19 protein-coding genes and 2 tRNA genes are annotated in these 25,087 nt (G+C 72.6%); 10 read left to right on the top strand and 11 right to left on the bottom strand.

Annotation, left to right across the window (positions count from 1 at the left end):
• Window positions 1–23: 23 nt before the first annotated feature.
• Window positions 24–98, bottom strand: a tRNA-Val gene (locus Plo01_RS35860).
• Window positions 99–112: 14 nt separating this feature from the next.
• Window positions 113–184, bottom strand: a tRNA-Gly gene (locus tag Plo01_RS35855).
• A 159-nt stretch (window positions 185–343) separates the two neighbouring features.
• On the opposite strand from Plo01_RS35855, the gene dusB reads away from it, so the two are divergent.
• The 3 genes from dusB (at window position 344) to Plo01_RS35840 (ending at window position 4,758) form a co-directional block, all read left to right on the top strand.
• Window positions 344–1,468 carry a tRNA dihydrouridine synthase DusB gene (gene dusB, locus Plo01_RS35850; RefSeq protein ID WP_203895225.1) on the top strand — a complete coding sequence of 375 codons (1,125 nt, stop codon included), beginning with the start codon at window positions 344–346 and terminating at the stop codon, window positions 1,466–1,468.
• Between the two features lie 167 nt (window positions 1,469–1,635).
• Entirely contained in the window at window positions 1,636–3,711 is a 2,076-nt protein-coding gene (locus Plo01_RS35845; protein ID WP_203895224.1) for a TRAP transporter fused permease subunit, read from the top strand.
• Between the two features lie 75 nt (window positions 3,712–3,786).
• Complete coding sequence (locus Plo01_RS35840) at window positions 3,787–4,758, top strand: TAXI family TRAP transporter solute-binding subunit (protein WP_203895223.1); 972 nt, start codon at window positions 3,787–3,789, stop codon at window positions 4,756–4,758.
• Here Plo01_RS35840 and Plo01_RS35835 read toward each other — a convergent pair.
• Window positions 4,688–7,066: an excinuclease ABC subunit UvrA gene (locus Plo01_RS35835; RefSeq protein ID WP_203895222.1), complete on the bottom strand. Its 2,379-nt coding sequence runs from the start codon at window positions 7,064–7,066 to the stop codon at window positions 4,688–4,690. The genes Plo01_RS35840 and Plo01_RS35835 overlap by 71 nt on opposite strands.
• 64 nt (window positions 7,067–7,130) lie before the next feature.
• Between Plo01_RS35835 and Plo01_RS35830 the strand changes: the two genes are divergently transcribed.
• The gene (locus Plo01_RS35830; RefSeq protein WP_203895221.1) at window positions 7,131–8,156 is read left to right on the top strand and encodes a helix-turn-helix transcriptional regulator; all 1,026 of its coding nucleotides are present in this window, start codon (window positions 7,131–7,133) and stop codon (window positions 8,154–8,156) included.
• Here Plo01_RS35830 and Plo01_RS35825 read toward each other — a convergent pair.
• The 3 genes from Plo01_RS35825 to Plo01_RS35815 form a co-directional block, all read right to left on the bottom strand.
• Complete coding sequence (locus tag Plo01_RS35825) at window positions 8,054–8,638, bottom strand: DUF2087 domain-containing protein (protein ID WP_203895220.1); 585 nt, start codon at window positions 8,636–8,638, stop codon at window positions 8,054–8,056. The two genes, Plo01_RS35830 and Plo01_RS35825, sit on opposite strands and share 103 nt — an antisense overlap.
• 211 nt (window positions 8,639–8,849) lie before the next feature.
• Entirely contained in the window at window positions 8,850–11,354 is a 2,505-nt protein-coding gene (locus Plo01_RS35820; protein WP_203895219.1) for a DEAD/DEAH box helicase, read from the bottom strand.
• Window positions 11,355–11,515: 161 nt separating this feature from the next.
• The gene (locus tag Plo01_RS35815; RefSeq protein ID WP_239317715.1) at window positions 11,516–12,850 is read right to left on the bottom strand and encodes an acyltransferase family protein; all 1,335 of its coding nucleotides are present in this window, start codon (window positions 12,848–12,850) and stop codon (window positions 11,516–11,518) included.
• A 193-nt stretch (window positions 12,851–13,043) separates the two neighbouring features.
• Between Plo01_RS35815 and Plo01_RS35810 the strand changes: the two genes are divergently transcribed.
• From Plo01_RS35810 to Plo01_RS35785, 6 genes are all read left to right on the top strand, one after another.
• On the top strand, window positions 13,044–14,291 hold the full coding sequence (locus Plo01_RS35810; RefSeq protein ID WP_203895218.1) for a sensor histidine kinase: 1,248 nt from the start codon (window positions 13,044–13,046) through the stop codon (window positions 14,289–14,291).
• On the top strand, window positions 14,282–14,929 hold the full coding sequence (locus tag Plo01_RS35805; RefSeq protein WP_203895217.1) for a response regulator: 648 nt from the start codon (window positions 14,282–14,284) through the stop codon (window positions 14,927–14,929). Before Plo01_RS35810 ends, Plo01_RS35805 begins: the two co-directional genes overlap by 10 nt.
• A 183-nt stretch (window positions 14,930–15,112) precedes the next feature.
• Window positions 15,113–16,117, top strand: coding sequence for a phosphotransferase enzyme family protein (locus Plo01_RS35800; RefSeq protein ID WP_203895216.1), 1,005 nt, complete (start codon window positions 15,113–15,115; stop codon window positions 16,115–16,117).
• Between the two features lie 200 nt (window positions 16,118–16,317).
• Window positions 16,318–16,794 (top strand): helix-turn-helix domain-containing protein, encoded by a 477-nt coding sequence (locus tag Plo01_RS35795; protein ID WP_203895215.1) that lies wholly within the window; start codon window positions 16,318–16,320, stop codon window positions 16,792–16,794.
• A 29-nt stretch (window positions 16,795–16,823) separates the two neighbouring features.
• A complete protein-coding gene (locus tag Plo01_RS35790; protein WP_203895214.1) occupies window positions 16,824–17,012 on the top strand; it encodes an aroma-sacti cluster domain-containing protein in 189 nt (62 codons plus the stop codon).
• 1 nt (window position 17,013) lies between these two features.
• Complete coding sequence (locus tag Plo01_RS35785; protein WP_203895213.1) at window positions 17,014–18,924, top strand: AfsR/SARP family transcriptional regulator; 1,911 nt, start codon at window positions 17,014–17,016, stop codon at window positions 18,922–18,924.
• Here the strand turns inward: Plo01_RS35785 and Plo01_RS35780 are convergent.
• From Plo01_RS35780 to Plo01_RS35760, 5 genes are all read right to left on the bottom strand, one after another.
• Window positions 18,849–20,192 carry a glycosyltransferase gene (locus Plo01_RS35780; RefSeq protein WP_203895212.1) on the bottom strand — a complete coding sequence of 448 codons (1,344 nt, stop codon included), beginning with the start codon at window positions 20,190–20,192 and terminating at the stop codon, window positions 18,849–18,851. The genes Plo01_RS35785 and Plo01_RS35780 overlap by 76 nt on opposite strands.
• A complete protein-coding gene (locus Plo01_RS35775; protein WP_203895211.1) occupies window positions 20,189–22,291 on the bottom strand; it encodes a prolyl oligopeptidase family serine peptidase in 2,103 nt (700 codons plus the stop codon). Before Plo01_RS35775 ends, Plo01_RS35780 begins: the two co-directional genes overlap by 4 nt.
• A gap of 1 nt (window position 22,292) precedes the next feature.
• Window positions 22,293–23,603, bottom strand: coding sequence for an MFS transporter (locus tag Plo01_RS35770; protein ID WP_203895210.1), 1,311 nt, complete (start codon window positions 23,601–23,603; stop codon window positions 22,293–22,295).
• Window positions 23,600–24,709 carry a radical SAM protein gene (locus tag Plo01_RS35765; RefSeq protein ID WP_203895209.1) on the bottom strand — a complete coding sequence of 370 codons (1,110 nt, stop codon included), beginning with the start codon at window positions 24,707–24,709 and terminating at the stop codon, window positions 23,600–23,602. The genes Plo01_RS35770 and Plo01_RS35765 overlap by 4 nt, the downstream gene beginning before the upstream one ends.
• A gap of 125 nt (window positions 24,710–24,834) precedes the next feature.
• Complete coding sequence (locus Plo01_RS35760) at window positions 24,835–24,981, bottom strand: hypothetical protein (protein WP_203895208.1); 147 nt, start codon at window positions 24,979–24,981, stop codon at window positions 24,835–24,837.
• Window positions 24,982–25,087: the final 106 nt, after the last annotated feature.

Here is a 25,087-nt window from a genome sequence, read left to right as displayed (position 1 = left end):
CGGGCCTGGCCTGTCCTGGAGCGTGGTGGACGATACAGGGATTGAACCTGTGACCTCTTCCGTGTCAGGGAAGCGCTCTCCCGCTGAGCTAATCGTCCTCGGGTGAATCCAGAGCGGAAGACGGGATTCGAACCCGCGACCCTCACCTTGGCAAGGTGATGCTCTACCCCTGAGCCACTTCCGCGTGTTTCCGCCGGGCGTTTCCGCCCCGCGGCGACGAGAGAACTCTAGCGGGTTTTCCGGCCAGGTGTGTAACCGCGCCTTCCCCTGCGCGTCTCCCCGCGCCGGTCCCGTCACCGGGAACCGGTTCGTCCCACTCGGCCGGGTGCGGTAGAAACTCCGGGTGGAGTCGTTGAAGCTGGGTTCGCTGGAGGTCTGGCCGCCGGTCGTCCTCGCGCCCATGGCGGGGATCACCAACGCGCCCTTCCGCACGCTCTGCCGGGAGCAGGGCGGCGGGCTGTTCGTCTGCGAGATGATCACGACGCGGGCGCTGGTGGAGCGGAACGCCAAGACCCTCAAGATGATCCGCTTCGCGCCGGAGGAGAAGTTCCGGAGCATCCAGCTGTACGGGGTCGACCCGGTCACCGTCGGCCGGGCCGTGCGGATGGTCGCCGAGGAGGGCCTGGCCGACCACGTCGACCTCAACTTCGGCTGCCCGGTGCCCAAGGTGACCCGGCGCGGCGGCGGGTCCGCGCTGCCGTACAAGCGGAACCTGCTCCGCGCCATCCTGCGCGAGGCCGTGCGCAACGCCGGGACGCTCCCGGTGACCATGAAGATGCGCAAGGGCATCGACGACGACCACCTGACCTACCTGGACGCCGGGCGGATCGCCGTGGAGGAGGGGATCGCCGCGGTCGCGCTGCACGGCCGCACCGCGATCCAGCACTACGGCGGGACGGCCGACTGGGAGGCGATCGCGCGGCTGAAGGAGGCGGTCACCGAGATCCCGGTGCTCGGCAACGGTGACATCTGGAGCGCCGACGACGCGCTGCGGATGATGGAGTCGACCGGGTGCGACGGGGTCGTGGTGGGCCGGGGCTGCCTGGGCCGCCCCTGGCTCTTCCGCGACCTGGCCGCCGTGTGCGAGGGGAGCGCCGAGCGGGCCCGGCCGTCGCTGGGCGAGGTCGCCGCGACCATGGACCGGCACGCCACGCTGCTGGCCGAGAGCTTCGGCAGCGAGCAGCACGCCGTGGCCGACTTCCGCAAGCACGTCGGCTGGTACCTCAAGGGCTTCGTCGCCGGCGCCGACCTGCGCCGCCGCCTGGCCACCTCGAACACCCTCGCCGAGCTGCGCGGGGGCCTGGCCGAGCTGGACGCCGCGCAGCCCTGGCCGGACGGGGTGACGGACACCCCGCGCGGCAAGACCCACGCCCGGGACCGCGTGCACCTGCCCGCCGGCTGGCTGGACGACCCCTACGACCTCGCCGTGCCCTGCGCGGACGCCGAGCTCGACACCTCGGGCGGCTGACGGGAAGCCGCGGGCGGGGAGACGCGGCGGGAGACGCCGCGGGCGGCGACCCCGCGAGCCTGGAAACGATCATAGTGATGATACTGTGATCTTTTTCTGACGAAGCCGCGTCAACCACCCGGATACGGTGCCGTCAACGACATGGCGGCTCATCCGGGGAGCGGCGTTTGACGGGCACCACAGCGGCACCTCCGCCCTCACCCGAGGCGCTCATCGCGGAGTTCGACGCCGAGCGGCCCGCCCGGCACCTGTCCGGCACGCTCTCCAGGGCCGTCACCCTGATCGCGCTGGGCCTGTCGGTCTACGTGCTGTGGTGGACGTTCTTCCCCGGCTCCGTCCTGCCGTACCGCATGCTCTTCCTGGCGGTCGTGCTCCCGCTCGTCTTCGTCTGCTACAAGCCCCGGCGGCGGAGCGGAAACGGGCCGGGCGCCGCCGACTGGGCGCTGGCCGCGCTCTCCCTGGCGGCGTGCGCCTACCCGCTGGTGGTCTTCGACGACTTCATCCGGCGCACGTTCGACCCCACCGTCCTCGACACGGTCGCCGGGGCGGTCATCTGCCTGCTGATCCTGGAGGCGTGCCGCCGGACCGTCGGCTGGATCCTGCCCGCGGTCTGCCTGGTGTTCCTGGCCTACGCCTACTACGGCGGCTACCTGCCCTTCGACTGGCTGCTCGGGCACCGCGGCTACGACATCGACCGGATCCTCGCCTCGTTCGTCATGGGCACCGACGGGGTGTACGGCGTGCCGCTGGACGTCGCGGCGACCTACATCATCCTGTTCACGATCTACGGGGCCGTCCTCGACCACTCCGGCGCGGGGCGGTTCTTCGTGGACGTCTCGCTGGCGGCGTTCCGGCGCTCGCGGGCCGCGCCGGGCCGTACGGTGACCCTGGCGGGCTTCCTGCTCGGCACGGTCAGCGGCTCCGGGGTCGCGACGACGGTGAGCGTCGGCAGCGTCGCCTGGCCGATCCTGCGCCGCGCGGGCTACCCGCGCGAGCAGGGCGGGGGAGTGCTCGCCGCGGCGGGCATCGGGGCGATCCTGTCCCCGCCCACGCTGGGCGCGGCGGCGTTCATCATCGCCGAGTACATGGAGGTCGGCTACCTGACGGTGCTGATCTACGCCCTGATCCCCACCCTCCTGTACTACCTGGGGATCTTCCTGGCGATCGAGATCGACGCCCGCCGGTACGGCACGCACGCCGTCGCCATCGACGCGCCGCGCCTGGGGCCGCTGCTGCGGCGCTTCGGCTACCACTTCAGCTCGCTGTTCGTCATCGTCGCGCTGATGGCACTGGGCCAGTCGCCGTTCCGCGCGGTGGTGTACGCCACGCTCCTGGCCTTCGCGCTCTCCTTCCTCGACCGCGAGCACCGGCTCACGCCCCGCCGGGCGGCCCGCGCGCTGGCCGCGGGCGCCCTGGGGGTGCTGCCGGTCGCGGCCACCTGCGCCGCCGCCGGGATGATCGTCGCCGTCGTCACGCTCACCGGGCTGGGACTCAAGGCCAGTTCGCTGATCGTCGGGGTCTCCGGCGGGGTGCTCGCGGTCACCGCGCTGATGTGCGCGCTGGCGGTGCTCCTGCTCGGCCTCGCCGTGCCGGTGACCGCGTCCTTCGTGATCGCCGCGGTCATCATCGCGCCCGCGCTGAAGGACCTCGGCGTGAGCGACGCCGAGACCTACATGTTCATCTTCTACTACGCGGTGTTGTCGGAGGTGAGCCCGCCGACGGCGCTGTCGGCCTTCGCCGCCTCCGCCATCACGGGCGGCAACGCCTACCGCACCATGCTCGCCACCTGGAAGTACACCCTCCCCGCCTTCCTGGTGCCCTTCGCCTTCGTGCTGACGCCCGCGGGCGCGGGCCTGCTCGCCCAGGGCTCGGCGGGGGAGATCCTGTTCGCCGCCGGGGTGTCGGCGCTGGCCGTGGCCGCGCTGGCCGCGGCCACCGGCGGCTGGCCGCCGGGCCGGTCCGGGGCGCCCGTCCGGGCGCTGTGCGGCGCGGCCGCCGTCCTGCTGCTGTTCCTGTCGCCCTGGCCCGTGCTGGCCGGGGCGGGCGTGCTCGTCCTGGCGGCGGTCCTCCACCTGGTGCTGCGCAGGTTCGCCCCGCCCGACTCCGGGCGGGAGGCGCACCCGTCACGGGGGGAGCCGCGCCCGCCGCAGGAGGAGCCGTACACCTCACAGGGAGAGCCGCGCCCGCCGCAGGGAGAGCCGCGCGAAGGCGCCCCGCAGGAAGGCCCTTCACAGACCTCATAGACCTCATAGACCGCTCGAAGAACATCCTCACGACACCCCTGGGAGGACTTCTCCCGTGAAACGAGAGGTTCGATCATGAGACGTCTCACCGTCCTGCTGGCCGCCGGGATCCTGGCGCTCAGCGCCTGCGGCGGCGACCGGTCCGCCGAACAGACCGCCGACCGGACGGCGGCCGGCGACGGGGGCAAGCGCCTGTCGATCGCCACCGGCAACACCACCGGCGTCTACTACGTCCTCGGCGGCGGCCTGGCCGACCAGATCAACAAGAACCTCCCCGGCTACCAGGCGACGGCCGAGGCGACCGGCGCCTCGGTGGAGAACATCCAGCGCGTCGTCCGGGGCGACTCCGACATCGCCTTCACCCTCGCCGACTCGGCGGCCGACGCGATCGCGGGCAAGGGGGCGTTCACCTCGCCGCAGCCGATCCGCGCCATCGCCCGGCTGTACGACAACTCCACCCAGGTCGTCGCCACCACCGAGGCGAACGTGAAGTCCATCGCCGACCTCAAGGGCAAGCGGGTCTCCACCGGTTCGCCGAACTCCGGCACCGAGGTCATCGCGCTGCGCCTGCTGGAGGCGGCGGGGCTCGACCCCGACAAGGACGTCACCCGCCAGTCCCTGGGCCTGCCCGAGAGCGTGCAGGGCATGAAGGACGGCAGCCTGGACGCGCTGATCTGGTCGGGCGGCCTGCCCACCCCGGGCATCACCGACCTGTTCACCAGCATGAAGGAGAAGGTCGCCTTCGTCCCGCTCGACGCCTCCCTGCCGAAGATGCAGGCCGGGCACGGCCAGGTCTACGCGCAGGGCACGATCGGCAAGGACGTCTACTCCACCCCGGCCGACGTGCCCACGATCGTGGTCCCCAACCTGCTCGTGGTGAACTCGGCGATGGACGCGGCGCTCGCGGAGAGCCTGACCAAGCTGCTCTTCGACCGCAAGGCGGATCTGGAGAAGGTCCACCCCTCGGCCAAGAGCATCACCCGTGAGAAGGCGCCGACGACCGACCCGGTCCCGCTGCACGACGGCGCGAAGAAGTACTACGGCTGAGCGGGGCTCGGCCGTCATCCGGACGCGGTGACCCCGCCGCCGGGACCTCGCCCTGCGGCCGCCGGGCGAGGTCGCGGCGGAGGTGTTCGGCGGTCAGGGAGTCCCGGGCCCGCAGCAACCGCTCGGGCGTGCCCTCGAAGACGACGGAGCCGCCCAGGTCGCCGCCGTCGGGGCCGAGGTCGATCACCCAGTCGGCGCTCTTGACGACGTCGAGGTCGTGCTCGATCACGATGACCGTGTTCCCCCCGTCCACCAGCTTGTCCATGACGGCGATCAGGTGCTCGACGTCCGCCATGTGCAGCCCCGTGGTCGGCTCGTCCATCACGTAGACGCCGCCCTTCTTGCGCAGTTCCGCGGCGAGCTTGATGCGCTGGCACTCGCCGCCCGACAGGGTGCTCAGCGGCTGGCCGAGCGTGAGATAACCCAGGCCCACCTCCTCCAGCGCGCGCAGCGTGCGCAGCGGCCGGGGCTCGGTGAAGAAGCCCGCCGCCTCGCCCACCGTCATCTCCAGCACCTCGTGGACGGACCTGCCGCGCAGCCGGTGGGCGAGCACCTCCTCCCGGAAACGCCGTCCCTCGCACGCCTCGCAGACCGACGTCACGCCCTCCATGAACGCCAGGTCCGTGTAGATGAGCCCGAGCCCCTGGCACCGCGGGCAGGCGCCCGCGGAGTTGAAGCTGAACAGGGAGGGGCTGACGCCGCAGGCCTTGGCGAACAGGCGGCGGACGTCGTCCATCAGGCCGGTGTAGGTGGCGGGGCTGGAGCGGATCGAGGTGGAGACCCCCGACTGGTCCACGGCCACGGACTGCGGGTACCGGGCCAGGAACACCTCGCCGACCAGCGTGCTCTTGCCGGAGCCCGCCACTCCGGTGACCACGGTCAGGACGCCGGTGGGGAAGGAGACCGTGACGTCCTTGAGGTTGTGCGCGGTGGCGCCGGCGACGGTCAGCCAGCCGGTCGGCTCGCGGAAGTCCCGCTTGACCGGGGGATCGCGGCGCAGGTGCCCGCCGGTGAGGCCGGCGGCCCGGTACAGGCCGGAGACGTCGCCCTCGTAGACGATCTCGCCCCCGTCCCCGCCGGCCCCCGGGCCGACGTCCACCACGTGGTCGGCGATCGCGATGACGTCGCGGTCGTGCTCCACCACGAGCACCGTGTTGCCCTTGTCCCGCAGCTCGCGCAGCAGGTCGTTCATGCGGGACACGTCACGGGGGTGCAGGCCGACGGTCGGCTCGTCGAAGACGTACGTCATGTCCGCCAGGCTGCTGCCCAGGTGCCGCACCAGCTTGACGCGCTGCGACTCGCCGCCCGACAGGGTGGACGTCTCCCGGTTCAGGGTGAGATATCCGAGCCCGATGGAGATCAGGTGCCGCAACCGGTCCAGCAGGGCCTCGACCATCGTCGCCGCCACCGGTTCGGTGATCTCCGCGACCACGTCGACCAGCAGTCGGATCTCCATCGCCGCCAGCTCGGCGATGGAGCGCCCGCCGATCTTGCTGGACAGCGCGGCCTGGTTGAGCCTGGCCCCCGCGCACAGCGGGCAGACCTCGTCGGAGACGAAGCGGAACAGCGCCTCCCGGTTGGACATCGTGTCGATGTCCCGTTTGATGTAGAGCCGGTCGAACTTGTCGAGCAGGCCCTCGAACTTCTGGTGGACCGGGCCGCCCTTCGTCTCGAATCTGACGTCCGGCCCCCGGCCGCGCAGCAGCAGCTCCCATTCGGCCCCGGTGTAGTCCCGCAGGGGCTTGTCGTTGTCGAACAGCCCCGACAGCGCGTACGTCTTCCAGTACCAGGTGCCGACCCCGAAGTTCGGCAGCAGGATCGCGCCCTCGTTGAGCGCCCTGGACCTGTCCAGCGCCCGGTCCAGGTCCAGGGCGATCTTCTTGCCGACCCCCTCGCACTCCGGGCACATCCCGGCCGGATCGTTGAAGGAGAAGGCGTTGGAGAACCCGGCGTGCGGCCGGCCGACGCGCGAGTAGAGCAGGCGCAGCAGCGCGTAGACGTCGGTGATCGTGCCGACCGTGGAGCGGGAGTTCCCGCCCAGGCGGCGCTGGCCGACCACGACCGCGGGGGAGAGGTTCTCCAGGGCGTCGGCGTCCGGCCTGCCGTAGCGGGGCAGGCGGTTGCGGACGAAGGCGGTGAAGGTCTCGTTGAGCTGCCGTTGCGACTCCGCGGCGATCGTGTCGAACACCAGGGACGACTTGCCGGAACCCGACACGCCGGTGAAGACCGTGATCTGCCTCTTGGGGATCTTCAGCGAGACGTTCTTGAGGTTGTTCTCGCGGGCGCCGGTGATCTCGATGTAGCTCATGTGTCTCGACGCTAGCGAGGGTTTAGGCCAGTTCCCGGCCGCAACCGGTGGCATCGTGGAGGACATGGCCGACACCACGGGACGCGTGCTGCGACTGCTCTCCCTGCTGCAGGGCCGCCGCGAGTGGCCGGGACCGGAGCTCGCCGGGCGGCTCGGGGTGAGCCCGCGCACGCTCCGCCGCGACATCGACCGCCTGCGGGAACTCGGCTACCCGGTCCGCGCGACGACCGGCCCCGCCGGGGGATACCGGCTGGAGGCCGGGACCGCGATGCCGCCGCTCCTGCTCGACGACGACGAGGCCGTGGCCATCGCGGTGGGCCTGCGCACGGCGGCGAGCGGCACGGTGGCCGGGATCGAGGAGACCTCCGCCCGCGCCCTGGCCAAGCTGGAGCAGGTCCTGCCCTCCCGGCTGCGCCGCCGGGTCAACACCCTGCAGACCCAGACGGTGACCATCCAGGGGGCCTGGCCCACCGTCGAGCCCGGCACCCTGGCGACGCTGGCCCAGGCCTGCCGGGACCACGAACGGCTGCGGTTCGGCTACCGCAGCCGCGACGGCGCCGTGACCGGCCGCCTGGTGGAGCCGTACCGGCTGGTGTCCACCGGGCGGCGCTGGTATCTCGTCGCCTGGGACACCGGGCGGGAGGAGTGGCGGACCTTCCGGGTGGACCGGCTCTCGCGGCCGCTGGCCGTCGGGGTGCGCTCCGCCCCGCGCGAGCCGCCGCCCGGGTACGTCGAGGAGTCGATCACCGCTCCGATCACCCGCTACCGGGCGGTGGTGACCGTGCACGCGCCGCTCGCGGCCGTCGCCGACCGCTACCCCGGCCCGGGGACCGTGCTGGAACCGGCGGGGGAGGACCGCTGCCTGCTGCGCAGCGGCGCCGACTCCCTGGAGTGGCTCGCCCTCACCGTCGGCCTGCTCGGCTTCCCCTTCACCGTGCACGAGCCGGCCGAGCTGGTCGAGCACGTCCGGGAGCTGGCGGCCCGGCTTCAGGCGTCGGCGCCACCGGAGAGACCGCCGGGGACGCCGCCGGAGACGCTGCCGGACGGTTCGCCGGGGGAGACGTGCACGGCGCCGCCGCTGCGCCAGTAGACGTTGTTCTCACGGGTCAGCATGCCCTCGTCCACCAGGTAGCGGCGGAGCGCCGCGTAGTCGTCGTGGAAGGCGCGCAGCGCCACGTTGACGGCCTTCTCCGGGTAGCGCACGCCCGGCTCGAAGACCTGGGCGATGTAGTCCAGCACGATGAGCTGCTTGTCCCGCTTGGTGGGGATGGCCCGCAGCCGCCCGTCCACGAGGAAGGAGCGCAGGACCTTCTCCTCCGGGGAGAGCACCTCGGGCGCGGGGGCGGAGGCGTGCAGCAACTCGCGGAAGCGCTCGCGCCGCACCCGCCACCCGCCCTCGCCGTCCGGTACGGCCAGCCCGCCGCGCTCCAGCCGGTTCAGCGCCAGCAGCATCGCGTCCCGGTCCAGCCCGGACTCCTCGGGCCCGCGTTCCAGGGCCAGCGCCGACAACACCCGCAACGTGTCGTCCTGGTACAGAAGACCGAGAACCTGCCTGATCGCCTCATCACTCATGAGTTCATCCTTCCGGCTCCCGCTCACGCGCCGCCACCGGAAATCCTGCCCGCGAGACGGCCGCAGGACGCCGGCAGGACGTCCGTGAGATCCCGCCGCCGGAATCTCACGGGTGGAACTTCACGGGTGGAACTTCACGGACGTGACTCCACCGCTGGAACTTCAGGGATCCGCCGCAGGCGCCGGACCTCCGGCGGACCTCCGGTGAACCTCACAGGCGGTTGAGTCCGATGACGTGGACCACCGCGCGGCCCTCCTCATCGGAGGCGGCCAGGTCGACCTGGGCGTCGATGCCCCAGTCGCGGTCGCCCGCCGGGTCGGCGATGACCTGGCGGACCTTCCACAGCTCCTTCTCCTCCTCGATCCGGAGCAGGGCCGGGCCCCGGGCGTCCGGGCCGGTGCCGACCTCGTCGTGGTCCTCGTAGTAGGCGTCCAGCGCGGCGGGCCAGTCGACGTCGGGGGCCAGCTCGGCCAGCTCCTCCTCCTTCTCCAGGGCGACCAGCTCGACCAGGCGGAACATCGCGTTGCGGACCAGCACCCGGAAGGCACGCGGGTTGCCGGTGACCGGGCGCGGCCTGCTCTCGATCTCCTGCTCGGCCTCGGGCGTCAAGGCCGGGTTGGCCAGCTTCTCCCACTCGTCGATCAGGCTGGAGTCGACCTGCCGGACGAGCTCGCCGAGCCACTCGATCAGGTCGACCAGGTCCTCGGTCTTCAGGTGCTCGGGGATGGTCCGGGAGAGCGTGCGGTAGGCGTCGGCGAGGTAGCGCAGCACGGTGCCCTCGGAGCGGGCCAGCTCGTAGTGGGCGACGTACTCGGTGAAGGTCATCGCCTGCTCGTACATGTCCCGGATGACGCTCTTGGGGCTCACCGTGTAGTCGGCCACCCACGGGTGGCCGCGCCGGTAGGTCTCGTAGGCGCCCAGCAGCAGGTCGGCCAGGGGCATCGGGTGGGTGAGCTCGGCCAGGAGCTCCATCCGCTCCTCGTACTCGATCCCGTCGGCCTTCATCTGCGCAACGGCCTCGCCCCTGACCTTCTTCAGCTGGGCCGACAGGATCTGGCGCGGGTCGTCGAGGATGGACTCCACGATCGAGACCATGTCCAGGGCGTAGGTCGGCGACTCACGGTCGAGCAGCTCGAAGGCGGCCAGGGCGAACGTCGACAGCGCCTGGTTGAGCGCGAAGTCCTCCTGCAGGTCGATGGTGAGGCGGGCCCTGCGCCCCTGCTCGTCGGGCTCGCGCAGCTGCTCCACCACGCCGCCCGCCAGCAGCGAGCGGTAGATCGCGATGGCCTGGCTGATGTGCCGCCGCTGCCACTTGCGGTCCTCGTGGTTGTCGGTGAGCAGGTGCTTCATCGCGGCGAAGCAGTCGCCCGGCCGGTTGATGACCGCCAGCAGCATGGCGTTGCTGACCTTGAAGCGGGAGGTCAGCGGCTCGGGCTCGGCCTCCTGGAGCTTGACGAAGGTCTCCTCGCTCCAGCCGACGAAGCCCTCCGGCGGCTTCTTGCGGGCGTAGCCGCGCCGCCGCTTGGGGTCGTCACCGATCTTGGCCAGCGCCCGCTCGTTCTCGATGACGTACTCGGGGGCCTGGCAGGCGACGTAGCCGATGGTGTCGAACCCGGCCCGGCCCGCCCGGCCGGCGATCTGGTGGAACTCGCGGGCGCGCAGCCGCCGGACCTTGTTGCCGTCGTACTTGCTCAGCGCGGTGAACAGCACGGTGCGGATCGGCACGTTGACGCCGACGCCGAGGGTGTCGGTGCCGCAGATGACCTTCAGCAGCCCGGCCTGGGCCAGGCGCTCGACCAGGCGGCGGTACTTCGGCAGCATGCCGGCGTGGTGCACGCCGATGCCGTGCCGCACCAGCCGGGACAGGGCCCGGCCGAAGTTCGTGGTGAACCGGAAGTTGCCGATGAGCGCGGCGATGGCCTCCTTCTCGGCCTTCGAGCACATGTTGATGCTCATCAGCGACTGCGCCCGCTCCATGGCGGCGGCCTGGGTGAAGTGGACCACGTAGACCGGGTACTGGTTGGTGGAGAGCATCTCCTCCAGGGTCTCGTGGAGCGGGGTCAGCCGGTAGGAGTAGACCAGCGGGACCGGGCGCTCGGCGTGCTTGACCACGGCGGTGGAGCGGCCGGTGCGCCGGGTCAGGTCCTCCTCGAACATGGTCACGTCGCCGAGGGTCGCCGACATCAGGACGAACTGCACCTGCGGCAGCTCCAGCAGCGGCACCTGCCAGGCCCAGCCCCGGTCCGGCTCGGCGTAGAAGTGGAACTCGTCCATCACCACCTGGCCGATGTCGGCCGCCGCGCCGTCGCGCAGCGCGACGTTGGCGAGGATCTCGGCGGTGCAGCAGATGATCGGGGCCCCGGGGTTGACGCTCGCGTCGCCGGTCATCATGCCGACGTTCTCGGTGCCGAAGATCTCGCACAGGTCGAAGAACTTCTCCGACACCAGCGCCTTGATCGGCGCGGTGTAGAAGGTCCGCACGTCCCGGGTGAGCGCGGCGAAGTGCGCGCCCGCCGCGACCAGGCTCTTGCCCGAGCCCGTCGGGGTGGCCAGGATCAGGTTGTTGCCGGAGACGACCTCGATGAGGGCCTCCTCCTGGGCGGGATAGAGGGTGAGGCCGCGTTCGGCGTTCCACCCGACGAAGGCGTCGAAGATGGTGTCGGGGTCGGCGTCGATCTCTTCCGGCAGGCGATCTACAAGGCTCACGGTTCCCATCCTGCCGAACAATCGGCGGTGGTCGGACCGCCGGGGGCGATCCGACCACATCATCTGCTCCCCCCAGGTGAGCGGGAAGGGGTGCGCACGCGGCGGGGAAGGCCCGTACGCGGGTCGAGAAGGGGGCGCGCGGGGAAGGTCCGCGTGCGGGCCGGTGCGGTCTACGCGCGGGCCGTGTCGCGCACCCGGGCGGAGAAGGTCAGCAGCAGACCCGCCAGGAGCGCGCCCGCGCCGATCACGGGCGCGACGCCGGGGACGAAACCGAACACGGTGAGCAGGAGCAGTCCCGTCCCGGTCAGCGCCGCCGCCATCGTGATCCTGACCGCCCCGCCCCGGTACGGCCCGGCGGCCGGCGGCTCCTCGAACCGGGCGAAGCCCCGCAGCAGCGGCCACACCGCCAGCGCGAGCATGACCAGCCAGTGCGGCCAGCCCGACAGCCAGGCGGAGGTGCCCGGCTCCGGGGTGGAGACGCCCAGCCCCACCACGACCACCGCGGTGACCGTGAACAGCGCGCTCATGTGCCACAGGTAGATCGTCATCATCCGGGTGCCCGCCCAGCCCAGCACCCGCGTCACCCCCGGCCAGGAGGCGAACGCGACGATCTGCCGCCGCAGGCCCAGCGCCAGCCCGATCTGGCCGAATGCCACCGCCAGGAGCGCCACCGTGGGCGGGGCCATGTTGGACATCGCGGCCCCCGGCATGCCGATCATGCTGCCCGGGTACGGCCCGTCCGTCACCAGCAGCACGGCCGCGCCGTACCCCGCCGCCGCCATGGCCCACGGGCGGCGCAGGCGGCCGTCGGCGTACAGGAAGCCGAGCTGGTGCACCGCCAGCCAGACCAGGACGATGTTGGGGAACCCCGCGACCTCCAGCCCGCTGGCGAACCGGACGGCGTCGACCGCGACGGCCCCCGCCGTCAGCGCCGCGGGCACCCGCCAGCCGTACGCCGCGTTGAGCCTGAGCATCAGCGGCGTCGCCGCCACCGCGACGAGATAGATCGCCAGGAACCACAGCAGCTGCCCGGCCAGGCGCGCCGCCGTGATCACCGGCTGCTCGGGCAGGCCGGACGCGAGCAGCAGGTGGGGCAGGGGGAGCCAGACCGCCGCCAGCGGCAGCACCGGCCAGGCCAGGCGGCGCAGCCGCGAGGCGAGCCAGGCGGGGGCGGCGACTCCGCGCCGGACCGCGCCGCGCCGGCTGATCGCGTTGGCGGCGCCCCCGGCGAAGAACACCAGCGGCATGACCTGGCTGATCCACGTGATGATCCAGGCGTTCCCCGAGGCCAGCGCGTTCCCGGTGACGACTTCCCGGCCGGTGAAGGACAACACGGGCATGCTCCAGTGCTGGAGCACCACCAGCGCGATGCCGAACAATCGCAGAACGTCGATGAAGAGATCCCTGCCGGGGGCGCGCACGGGGGCCGGGGGAGCAGACCGTGGGGTGAGCGGTGCGCGGCCCACGGCGGTCCCGGGCGCGGGGCGGGTCAGAACGGTGGCCATCGGTCGTCTCGATTCCTCAGGGGGTGCACGATGTCGTGCTTCGAGACTTTCGCGAGTGCCCCGGGTGACGCAGTGACGGCTGCGGGCCTCTTCGCGGCGAGATCACCCCACCGGCGGGGGTAGGGACAGCCCTACCCCCGGACGCCTGCCGGCAGGGTCGCTCTCCTCGACCGGGGCTCGTAGCGTTTCCCCCATGAGACCCCTCCTGCGCCGCATCGGCATCGACACCCGCTACCTGCTCATCAGCTTCCCCCTGGCGTTGATCGCCTTCTGTCTGACGGTCGTCGGCTTCTCGGCCGGTGTCGGGACGGTGGTGGTGTGGATCGGCGTGCCGATCCTGGCGGCGACCATGATGCTCGCCCGGGGCTTCGCCGACCTGGAGCGCCGGATGCTGCCCGAGGTGCTCGGCCGCCCGGTGGCCCGGCCGCGCTACCGCCCCGCCCCGCAGGGCGCCGGGGCGTTCCGCCGGCTGGTGAACCCGATGGCCAGCGGCCAGTCGTGGCTGGACCTGCTGTACGCCGTCGTGAACTTCCCGATCGCCGTCGTGACGTTCTGCCTCACGGTGACCTGGTGGGCCGGGACGATCACCGGGCTGACCTATCCGATCTACGGGTGGATCCTCGAGGGGATCCCGGACAACAACGGCCTGGCCGAGCTGATCTTCGGCTCCGGGAGCGCCCTGCTCAACGTGGTCATCAACGCCACGATCGGCGTGCTGTTCGCGATCACGCTCCCGGTGGTGCTCCGCGGCGCGGCGCTGATCCAGGGCGGTCTGAGCCGGGCCATGCTGACCGGCGTCGCCGAGCTGCACGAGCGCATCGACGACCTGGCCGAGGGGCGGGCCGCGGCGGTCTCGGCCGAGGCCAACGCGCTGCGCAAGCTGGAGCGCGACATCCACGACGGGCCGCAGCAGCGCCTGGTCTCCCTGGCCATGGACCTTTCCCGGGCCCAGCGCCAGCTCAAGCGCGACCCGCAGGCCGTCGAGCAGTTGCTCTCCGAGGCCATCAGCTCGACCCGGGAGACCCTGGACGAGCTGCGCGCCCTGTCGCGCGGCATCGCCCCGCCGGTTCTGACCGACCGCGGTCTCGCTCCGGCGCTGGCCGCGCTCGCCGGCCGGTGCACCGTCCCGGTGGACCTGGACGTCCAGGTCGACCAGCGGTTCGCCGCCGCCGTGGAGAACACCGTCTACTTCGTGGTCGCCGAGTCCCTGACCAACGTGGCCAAGCACAGCCACGCCACCCTCTGCACCGTGACGCTGAGCAAAACCGGTGGCGTTCTGATGCTCACGATCGGAGATGATGGGGTCGGCGGCGCGCACGTCGCCAAGGGACACGGCCTGTCCGGGCTCGCCGACCGCCTCAAGGCGGTGGACGGCGAGCTGTCGGTGGACTCCCCGGTGGGCGGGCCGACGGTGATCGTGGCGGAGGTGCCGTGCGGGTAGTCGTGGCTGACGACGCTGTGCTGATCAGGTCGGGCCTGGTCAGGCTGCTGGAGGAGTTCGGCTGCGAGGTGGTGGCGGAGGTGGGTGACGGCGGCGGTCTCGTGGAGGCCGTCGCCGCCCACCGTCCGGACGTCTCCGTGGTGGACGTCCGGATGCCGCCGAGCTTCACCGACGAGGGCCTGCGGGCCTCGGTCGAGGCGCGGCGGCGGGTGCCGGGGGCCCCGGTGCTGATCCTGTCCCAGTACGTGGAGGTGTCCTATGCGGACGACCTGCTCGCCGACGCCCGGGGCGCGGTGGGCTACCTGCTCAAGGACCGGGTCGTGGACGTCGACGACTTCATGGGGGCCCTGCGCGCGATCGCGGGCGGCGGCACGGTCTTCGACCCCCAGGTGGTGGCGCAGCTGATGGTACGGCGCCGCCGCGACGACCCGCTCGCCTCCCTCACCCCCCGGGAGCGCGAGGTCCTCGGCCTGATGGCGGAGGGCAGGTCCAATCCGGCCATCGGCCGCCAGCTGGTGATCAGCGACGGGGCGGTGGAGAAGCACATCCGCAGCATCTTCGCCAAGCTCGGCCTGCACGCCGAGGACGGCGACCAGCACCGCCGGGTCCTGGCGGTGCTGGCCTACCTCCGCTCCTGACGCCCGCCGCCGCATGGCGGCCGCCCCACCGGCCTGTCCCCGCCCTGTCGGCCTGTCCCCGCCCTGTCGGCCCGCCCCCGCTCCGCCGAGGGCCCGGGCGCGGCTCCCCGGCGGGACCTCGGGTAAGATCCGAGCCTTCGCGCGAGGGGCCGGGACCTCGCGCGAGCGTCCGGGAGGAGACCCATGCAGGCCCATGACCTGTCGTCCGGCGGTGACGTGCTGGCCCGCGTGCACGACACGGCCCGCGCGGCGGCGCGGCTGCACGGCCTGCCCGGCGCCGAGGTCACGCTGATCAACGTCTCGGAGAACGCCACCTTCCGGGTGGACGACCCGGCGACCGGGGCCCGCTCGATCCTGCGGGTGCACCGGCTCGGCTACCACTCCGTCCCGGCGATCCTCTCCGAGCTGGCCTGGCTGGAGGCGCTCCGCGAGGAGGCCGGGGTCAGGACCCCGAGGGTGATCCCCGCCCCGGACGGCTCCCGCGTGCTGACCGTCCCCGGGGAGCGGCCCCGCGACTGCGTCATGTTCGAGTTCCTGCCCGGGACGGAGCCGCCGGAGGACCGCCTGGTCGACGACTTCGAGCTGCTCGGCGAGGTCACGGCGCGGATGCACCGGCACGCGCGGACCTGGCGCCGGCCCGCCGGATTCACCCGTTTCCACTGGGACTACGACGCCGCACTGGGGGACGAGTCCCGCTGGGGGCGCTGGCAGGACGGCCTGGGGATGGACTCCGGGGCGCGGGCCGTACTGGACCGGCTGGAGGAGGAACTGCGCGAGCGGCTGCGCCGGTTCGGCCGCGACCCCGGCCGCTACGGGCTGATCCACGCCGACCTGCGCCTGGCCAACCTGCTGACGACCGGCGACGGGCCGCCCAGCGTCATCGACTTCGACGACTCCGGCTTCAGCTGGTACCTCTACGACCTGGCCGCGGCGCTGAGCTTCATCGAGCACCATCCCCTGGTCCCGGAGATGATCGAGGCGTGGCTGCGGGGCTACCGGACCGTGCTCGCCCTCGCCGCGGAGGAGGAGGCCGAGATCTGGACGTTCATCATGTTCCGCCGGCTGCTGCTGGTCGCCTGGATCGGCACCCACACCGGGGTGGACATCGCCGCCGAGCTCGGCGCGGGCTACACCCTGGGCACCTGCGAGCTGGCCGAGCGCTATCTGGCGGGCCGGCTCCCGGCCTGACCCGGCGTCCCGCTCCGGGCTTTCCGACCCGGCAGGCTGCGCGCCGGAGGCGGCGTCTCAGCGGTCCCGTGGAACAGCCGTTCTCCCGTGGAACAGCTGTTCTCCCGAGGAGAACCGGCCGGAGTCACCCGGTGGAACCGGGCGAATAGATTAACGCGCCTCATCATGACACGAAGGTGCCTCACTGTTAGCTTGACACGATGTTGAGCCGAGGAAGGCCGTCGTGCCCGGCCTGCGGAGCCGTACGCGACACCCAGCCGGACCACGGGCGAGGCGGCGCGCCGCGCGCGGTCGTCCCGCAGGCGTTCGCCGCGGCGCTGCGCCTGATCCACGCCCTCACGTCGCGCGAACGCGTGATCTTCGAACTGCTCGGCCACGGCTACGACAACCGGTCCATCTCCCGGGCGCTCCAGATCAGCGAGCGCACGGTCAAGCGCCATGTCACGGCGATCCTCGGCAAGCTGAACCTGCAGTCCCGCCTGCAGGCCGGGCTCGTCGCGCTGATCGTCTCCGCCGGCTCGGCGGAGACGGCCGCGTGGCCCGGAGACGCGTGGCCTGAAAGCACGAGGTCCGAAGGCGTGTGGCCAGGGGACGTGTGGCCTGAAGGAGGCCTGCGGCCTGAAAGTCCGCGGCCCGAAAGTCTTATGGACCGGCGGTTCGATTTCCATGACATTTAACCTTCAACCATCTGTATTCGGAGCGGATCATGACTTTTGACGCGCTCGCCGAACTGCGCCGTGCCGGCAACCTGGTGGATCTGCTCTCCGACCGGCAGCGCGCGGTCCTCGCGCAGCTCACCGAGTCCGAGGTGCGGGTCCTCATATCCGTCAAGGAACGCCTGGACGCGGCCTCCGACAGCGAGGTGGAGGGGCACGTGTCCGTCAAGGTCGTGTGACGTGCGCCCGGTCCGCGCGATCCCCGGCGCGGCGGAGCCCGCCGCGCTGCGGCTCGGAATCCTCGGCCCCCTGCGGGTGCTGCGCGACGACGTCCCGCTGGACGCCGGGCCGCGCAAGCAGCGGCTCGTGCTGGCGGTCCTGTTGTGCAACGCCAACGCGCCGGTGGCGGTCGACTCGCTCATCGACGCGCTCTGGGAGGACGGGCCGCCCCGGACGGCCAGGAAGAACCTGCAGGTCTACGTGTCCGCGCTCCGCAACCTGCTGGGCGCCACGCCCGCCGGGCCCCGCATCGTCCACGAGATGGGCGGTTACGTGCTGGCGGCCGACGAGGCGGAGCTGGACTGGCTGCAGTTCGAGAGGAAGGTGCGTGACGGCCGGCGGCTCCGCCGCGGTGGGGCGGACGGTGAGCCGGACGGCGGCGCGGCGCGGGCGCTGCACGAGGCGCTCGTCCTCTGGCGCGGTCCCGTGCTGGAGGGCATGCGCGACGCCGCGGTCATCGGCCGGGCCGCGCAGAGGCTGGAGGACGGCTTTCTCGCCGCCTTCGAGGACTGGGCGGAGCTGGAGGTGGCCCGGGGCGCCTCGCTGGAGGTGGCCGAGCGGATCGCCGTGGTGGCGCAGCGGCACCCGGTCCGCGAGCGGCTGCGCATGACCCAGATGGCCGCGCTGAGCCAGCTCGGCCGCCGCACCGAGGCGCTCGCGGTCTTCGACGAGCTACGCCGCTCGCTGGCCGGCGAGTTCGGGCTGACCCCCGGCCCGGCCCTGGTCGAGCTGCACCGGTCACTGCTCGACGATCACGAGTCGCGGGTGCGTCTCACGCCGCCGCGACCGGCCGCGGGCCATCTGCTCCCCCGGGAGGCGCCCGGCTTCTCCGGGCGCGAGGACCAGCGGCGCACGCTGATGGAGACGCTGGCCCGCGCCGGCGGGCGGCTGACGGTGATCACGGGGCCGGTCGGCGTCGGGAAGACGGCGCTCGCCGTCTCCGCGGCTCATCGGCTGCACGAGCATTTCCCGCACGGGTGCCATTTCGTACGGCTCCGCGAGGAGAACGGCACGCCCCGCACGCCGGCCCAGATCATGTCCCGGCTCCTGTGGTCGGCGGGCGTCCCGGGCGGCGCCGACCGGGCGGACCCGGCGGAGACGCACGCGGCCTGGCAGCGCTGGCTCGCCGGGCGCCGGGCCCTGATCGTGATCGACGACGCGCGCCGCGAGTCGGAGATCCGGCCGCTGCTGCCGGAGACCGGGGACAGCGCCGTGATCGTCACCGCCCGGACGGCGCTGGCGGGGCTCGGCTGCTGCCACCGGACGACCTTGCCGGCGTTCAGCGGAGCCGAGGCGCTCGCCCTGCTCCGGCGGATCGTCGGCCGGCGCCGGATCGACGGCGACGAGCCGTCCGCGCGGCGCATCGTGACCGCGGTGGGGCTGCTGCCCCTGGCCGTGCGGGTGGCCGGCGAGAAGCTGGCCCTGTTCGATCACATGTCGCTGAAGGACTTCCTGCGGCGTCTCGAAGGCGCTCGGAGCCCGCTCGACGAGCTGGCCGTGGGCGACGTGTCCGTCCGGGCCAGGCTGGCCGGGGCGGTGGCCGATCTCCCTCCATCGGCCGCTCACGCCCTGCGCCGTCTGGGAGCCCTGCCGCGGAGCCGCTTCACTTTGCGCGAGGCCGCCGGGGCGCTGGAGGCCGACGAGGAGGCGGCCCTGCGCACGTTGGAGTCCCTGCTGGAGGCCAACGTCGTCGCGGTACCGTACGCCGGGACACGCGTGTATGAGATGCCGGTCCTCATGCACGCCTACGCGTGGGAACTCGCGAGCGCCACGGAAGACGCGGAAGAGCGATCACCTCATCCGCGGACGGCCGGGACAGAGGCCGGGGCGGGGTCCGGGGCGGGAACCGGCCGTCCCGCCGCCACGGCCTGAACGACGTCGGCCGCCCGCCCGCCGCCGTCGGCCGCCGCGAGCCGGCGGCCGATCTCCGCGGCCCTCGCCCTCGTGCCGCCGTCCCGCCACGCGGACCCGAGCACCTCGACGGGATCGCGGGCCAGGTCGTTCGGGACGGAGACGGCGACGCCCGCGCGGACGCACGCCTCGGCCAGCAGCGGCTGCTCCGAGCCGGCCGGAGACACGCCCAGCGGACGGCCGCGCAGCAGCGCGCTCAGCACGGGCGCCGAGGTGCCGCTGGTCAGCACCAGCCCGGCCCGGTCGATCAGCGGCCCCATCCACGGCTTGCGCACGACCGTGAGGTCGGCGTCGGGGGCGGCGACCGGAGCCCGCGCGCGCCCCGGCTCCAGGACGGCTGCCGGGGCCGGGGTGCGCCCCAGCTCCACGACGGCCTGGAAGGGGCCGCCGGTGAAGGCGGCCTCCAGACGCGGCCACGGGCTCGTGCCGCCGAAGACCCGCCCGAGGTGGACGTAGACGACGGGCTTGCCCACCCGCTCCAGACGATCGAGGATCAGGCCGAGCTCGTCCGGGTCGGGGTCCGGCTCCCAGGAGCACGGCCCGACGTGGTGCGCCCGCTCGGGCAGCACCGCGCCGGGGAACTCGAACACGGGGTCGCCCCGCAGCAGCAACGCGGCCCCGGACAGCGGGTGCGCGTCGGCAGGCGATGTGATTCCCGGCAGTGAATGCGTGTCGGCAGGCGATGTGACTCCGGGCAGTGAATGCGTGTCGGCAGGCGGTGTGACTCCCGGCAGCGGATGTCCGCCGTCGCGCGGTGTCATCCCGAGCCGTTCCCGGGACCGGCGATAGGCGGCGAGCATCTCCCGCGACCTCCACAGGCGCGCGGCCGGCAGCTCCGGCTCCGCGCCGCCGCCCGACCGGTACTCCCACAGGTGCGCCGCGAGCCCGACCACCACCACGGGCAGGCCGAGCCGCTCGCCCGCCAGCAGCGCCCCGTGGCACAGCACGGAGGTCAGCAGCAGGTCGGCGCCCACCTCGCGGGCCGCCCGCCGTACCGCGTGATACTGGCCCGCCTCCTGCCGCACCCAGCGCGCGACGCTGAACGAGGCGGGGCCCGCGCCGTAGTCCCGCGCGGCCAGGAAGGGGAGGCCGGCGGCGGTCGCCGGGGTCCCGGCCTCGCGGCCGCCCAGGACGTGCACGTCGGCTCCCCGGCGGCGCAGTTCACGGCCGATCGCGATCGAGGGATACAGATAGCCGGGGTCGCTCAGCGGGCAGACCAGGACCTTCATACCCTCAGCCCGAGGTGGGCGGCGAGGAACGCGAGACAGTCGGCCTGCAGGGCGACCGTCCGGGAGAGCGCCCGGTCGCCGTGGCCCACGTCGCGTTCGTGCCGCAGGAGCACGGGCCCGGGGCCCGGCGAGGCGTGCTGCAGCGCGGCGCACATCTTGCGCGCGTGCAGGGGGTCCACCCGGGTGTCCGCCTCCGCGGCGGTGAAGAGCACGGCGGGATACTCCGTCCCGGCGCGCACGCGGTGGTAGGGGGAGTAGGAGAGCAGGGTCCGCAGCTCGCCGGGGTCGTCGGCGCTGCCGTACTCGGGCCGCCAGCTCGGGCCGAGCCCGTGCAGCTCGTAGCGGACCATGTCCAGCAGAGGGGACATGCACACGGCGGCCGCGTACTTCTCCGGATGCTGCGTGACCGCGGCGCCCACCAGGAGCCCGCCGTTGGACCCGCCCGCGATCCCGAGCCGGTCACGGCTCGTCCACCCGGCCTCGACGAGGTGGTCGGCGGCGGCGGCGAAGTCGTCGAAGACGTTCTGCTTGTTCGCGCCGCGGCCGGCGTGATGCCACTCCTCGCCCTCCTCTCCTCCGCCGCGCAGGCACGCCACCGCCCAGACACCGCCCGCCCGCACCCACGCCAGCGCCTCGGGCGAGTACGTGGGGACGACGGGGGCGCCGAACCCGCCGTAACCGGTGAGGACGGCCGGTCGCGGGCGGTCCGGCCGGCCCTCGGGGGAGACGACGAACATCCGGACCGTGGTCCCGTCGGCGGACCGGAACGCCACGTGGCGGGTGCGCGCGCCGGCGGCGGCGACCACGGAGCGCTGGGGGTGCCACGACCGGGTCGTCCCCGTCAGCCCGTCGTAGTGCAGGACCGTCCACGGGGTGAGGTGATCGGAGTAGGAGAACCACGCCTCGTGGCCTCCGTCGCGGCTGACCGCGAGACCTCCGGTCGATCCGGCGCCCGGCAGGGGCACCGTGCCGATCTGCGTCCCGTCGGTCAGATCGTGCACGGTGATCTCGCTGACGGCGTGCCGTACCCACGAGAGGAGTCCCAGCGGGCGCGGCAGCCGCGCGCCGGTGAGCACGGCGAAGTCCGTGAGCACCGATCCCGGTCGCTCGGCGATCAGCTCCCGCCACTCGCCGCCGGCGGTCGCGGGGGTGGCGGTCATGACGCGCCCGTACGGCGCGCCGCGCGTGGTCCTCAGCCAGATCGGAGGGTCGGCGACGGCGTCCGGGGCGACGCGCAGCCTCGTGTGCCCGCGCACCCCTTCCTGCACCGGCCGCAGCGCGGGCGCGTGCCAGGGGCCGGCGGTCAGATCCGCCAGCCAGACGTCGGTGTTCCGGTCGGTGCCCTGGGTCGCGGCGACGCTGAGCCAGCGGCCGTCGGCGGTGACGCTCACCGTGTAGAACTGGGCCCTGTCCCGGCCCTCCCCGAAGATCATGATGTCCTCGTCGGGATGGGATCCGACCCGGTGCAGGAAGACGCGGCGGTGGTAGCGTTCCTCGCCCGGGTGCGGCCCGGGCGGCAGCCGCCGCACGTAGTAGAAGTGCGTGCCGCCGGGCAGCCAGGCGACGGACGAACGCCGGACCCGGTCGATCGGCCCGTCCAGCACGCGCCGGGTGGCGATGTCCATGACCCACAGCCGGGACTCCTCCGTGCCGTCGGAGGAGAGCTGGTAGGCCAGCAGGTCTCCCTCGGCCGAGGGACGCCACGCGTCCAGCACCGTCAGCCCCGTGGGGTCCAGGTCCTCGGGCTTGACCAGCGGCCGGTCCTGCCCGTGTGAGGCGACCATGAGCGTCGGGTGCTCCTCGCCGGCGAGCTGCCGGGAGAAGAAGCTTCTCCCGGCGCGCGTCAGAGGAGGGGAGTAGAGGTCTACGGCGTGGAGGGAGGCCAGAGCCGTCCGCCAGTGATCGACCCGCCAGGCCGGGCGGCTCGCGGCGTAGAGCTCCTCCTGCGCCCTCAGCCACGCGTCCGTGCGGGGGTCCGCGCCGTCCTCCAGCCAGCGGTACGGGTCCCGGACGGCCAGGCCGTGCCGCTCCTCGACGAGGGCCAGGCGTTCCGCGTCCGGGTACCGGGGCGTGCCGTCGCCCGTCCTGCCGTTCCCCATGTCAGGTCTCCGGTCCGGTTCGCGGGCCCTGCGCGTCGTGCGCGTCGTGCGCGTCGTGCGCGAGCACGGCGGGCCCCGCGGGTTCCGCGAGCTCCGGGGGCTCCGCCGTCCGGTCCACGCAGGGCAGGAAGGGGATCATGACGAGGGTGGCCGCGAGGCACAGGCCCGCGAACACCAGCCAGACGGCGGCGCCGCCGAACCACGCCACCGCGACCCCGGCCAGCAGCGGGCCGGCGAACGCCAGGCTGGTGCTGATGAGGCCCTGCGCCGCGATGACCCGCCCGTACAGGCCCTGGGGAGCACGCTCCGCGACGAGCTGGAACAGCATCACCGAGGTCGAGGGCCCGAGCGCGGCCAGGAAGGTGAGGACGGCGCCCACGGCCCAGGGGGACTGGGAGACCGACAGGATCGCGAAGGACCCCGCCCACAGGAGGCCGGCGGCCGGATAGAGCCGTGCCGGTCCCAGTCCGACGACCCGGGTGACGACCATCGATCCGGCCACCACGCCGCATCCGCCGCAGGCCATCACGACCCCGATCACGCCGCTCGGCACGCCCTGCCCGCTCATCACGAGCACCGCCGCGAGGCCCGACGCGGCCCCGGCCAGGTTGAGCACCGCGCAGAACCCGGTGAGGCCGAGGATGCCCCGGTGGGCCGCCAGCCAGCGCAGGCCGGCGGTGACCCGCCGGTCCTCGCCGGCGGGCCCGCCCTCCTCCCGCCGCCCCGGACGCGCCGACACCGCCAGGAGAAGCGCGCCGGACACGGCGTAGGAGGCCGTGTCGACGACGAAGGGAAGGAGCGGATCCACCGCGTACAGCGCGCCTCCGAGCATCGGGCCGACGAGCGCGGCGATCCCGAAGATCCGCTGGCTCTGGCTCATCGCGAGGGCGAACTGCGCCGGCGGCACGATCACGCGGACGAACACCATGGACGCGCTGCCGAAGACCGCGGTCGCGACGCCCTCGACCAGGGCCACCACCACCAGCTGGGGGAAGGTCAGGTGGCCGAGCACCGCCGCCAGGGGAATGGAGCCGACGGTCGCGAGCCGGACCGCGTCCATGGCCAGCATCAGCCGTTTCTGGTCGAAACGATCGGCCAGATGTCCCGCGGGGAGCTTGGAGATCGTGCCGATGACGACCGCGCAGGTCCCCAGCAGCCCCGCCTTGACGGCGCCCTCCCCCATGCCGAGCACGAGGAGGGGGAAGGCCAGGCTCGACATGTGGCTGCCGAGCATGGCGATCGCCCGGGAGACGCGGTAGTTGCGGTAGTCGCGGTCGCGCCACAGGCTGATCGAGTCCGCTGTCCCGGTCATGTCCGCAGCCGCCCGGTCTCGGCCAGGTAGTCGAGGAACGCGGCGTCGGCTGCGTCGTTGAACGCCGTCACCGCCTGGTCGTCATCGGAGTAATGATTCTGGTCGTCGCATGAGACCCATATGTTCTCGGTCTGCCCGGACGGCAGGTAGCCGTCCACGACGGTGCCGACCTGCCAGCCGGGTTTGCCGGCCGTCTCCCAGCAGCTGGACAGGGTCCCGTCCGCGCTCACCACGGCGCCGTACAGGCCGTCCGCGTGCGAACACGTCCCGCAGGGCAGATGGGCGCGCGGCCGGCCCACGCCGAATCCGCGTTCGAGCGCGTGCCGCCGCCACCGGAAGAACCTCTCCGCGAGGCCGGCGGTGTGCCGCATCTCGTTGGCGTAGCCGACTCCCACGTCGCCGACCCAGGCGAACTGCACGGCGCATCTCGACGGATCGAGCCTGTCCGCCAGGGTGTCGATGAGGGAGTCGATGCCCGCGTGGTTGAGATGGGAGACGTTGATGCGCAGTCCCCAGCCGAGGGGCGTCGTCTCCGACACCCTCGCGATGTTGCGGATGATGCCCTCGAAGGTGCCGCCGCCCGAGCGGCGCACCCGGATGTGGTCGTGCGTCACGGCGTCCCCGTCGAAGGTGATCTGCACCGAGCGGAGGCCGAGGTCCACGAGCTGCCCGGCCAGCAACGGGGTGAGCAGGGTGCCGTTGGAGATCATCGACGCCGACGCGAGCCCGTGGCCGGCCGCGCGGGAGAGCAGCTCGCGGCAGCCGCGCGGATTGAGCAGCGGCTCGCCGCCGAAGAGCAGGATGTGGAGCGCCTCCATGCCGGCCGCGGCCATCCGGCGCCGGGTGAACTCCAGGATGTCGGTGATGGTGTCGGAGGTCAGGCGGGCGTGGGAGATCCGGGGCGGCCGGCTCCCTCCCGTCGGGTCCTGGTCGACGTTCTGGAAGCAGTAACCGCAGCCCAGGTTGCAGTCGGTGCTGGTGAGGACGGTCAGTGAGTAGGTCTTCGGCCGGCTCGTACGGAACAGGCCCATCTCCGCCAGCCGGCGTGCCGCCGACGGGGTCAGCGTCCCCTCGGGGGTGAGGTGCCCGGCACGAAGCCGGGCCACCCCGCCGGGACCCAAGAACCACCAGTCGTTCTTTCCTCGAATGATTCGTTCCCGAGGAACGTGGCTGATCCTGTGCCCGCTCATGTCAATAAGCCTCGATGCCTAATCGTCTTTTTTCGTTTCGCTCACGAGTCCGCGTAGTAGACGGCGCACTGGCCGGAGAACCACAGGCAGGGGTCTTCCTCTTCCTCGGTCTCGTGCGCGACGACGTCGATGCCCTCGTCGTTCTCCGGTGGAGTCTCGTCGTTTCGCTGCTTTTCGGTGTCAGACATTTCCCGTCCTTTCTTGTTGCCGTGATGCCACCGTAGGAGCGTGCGGTATGGAGCTGGTTTTCTGTTGGTTTGATAGTGGTATGTTCGCTGGTCATCGTCTCTTGTC

This window comes from Planobispora longispora, from assembly GCF_016863135.1.
In the GTDB taxonomy this organism is placed as follows: Bacteria; Actinomycetota; Actinomycetes; order Streptosporangiales; family Streptosporangiaceae; genus Planobispora; species Planobispora longispora.
This window is presented reverse-complemented; position numbering and strand designations above follow the sequence as displayed.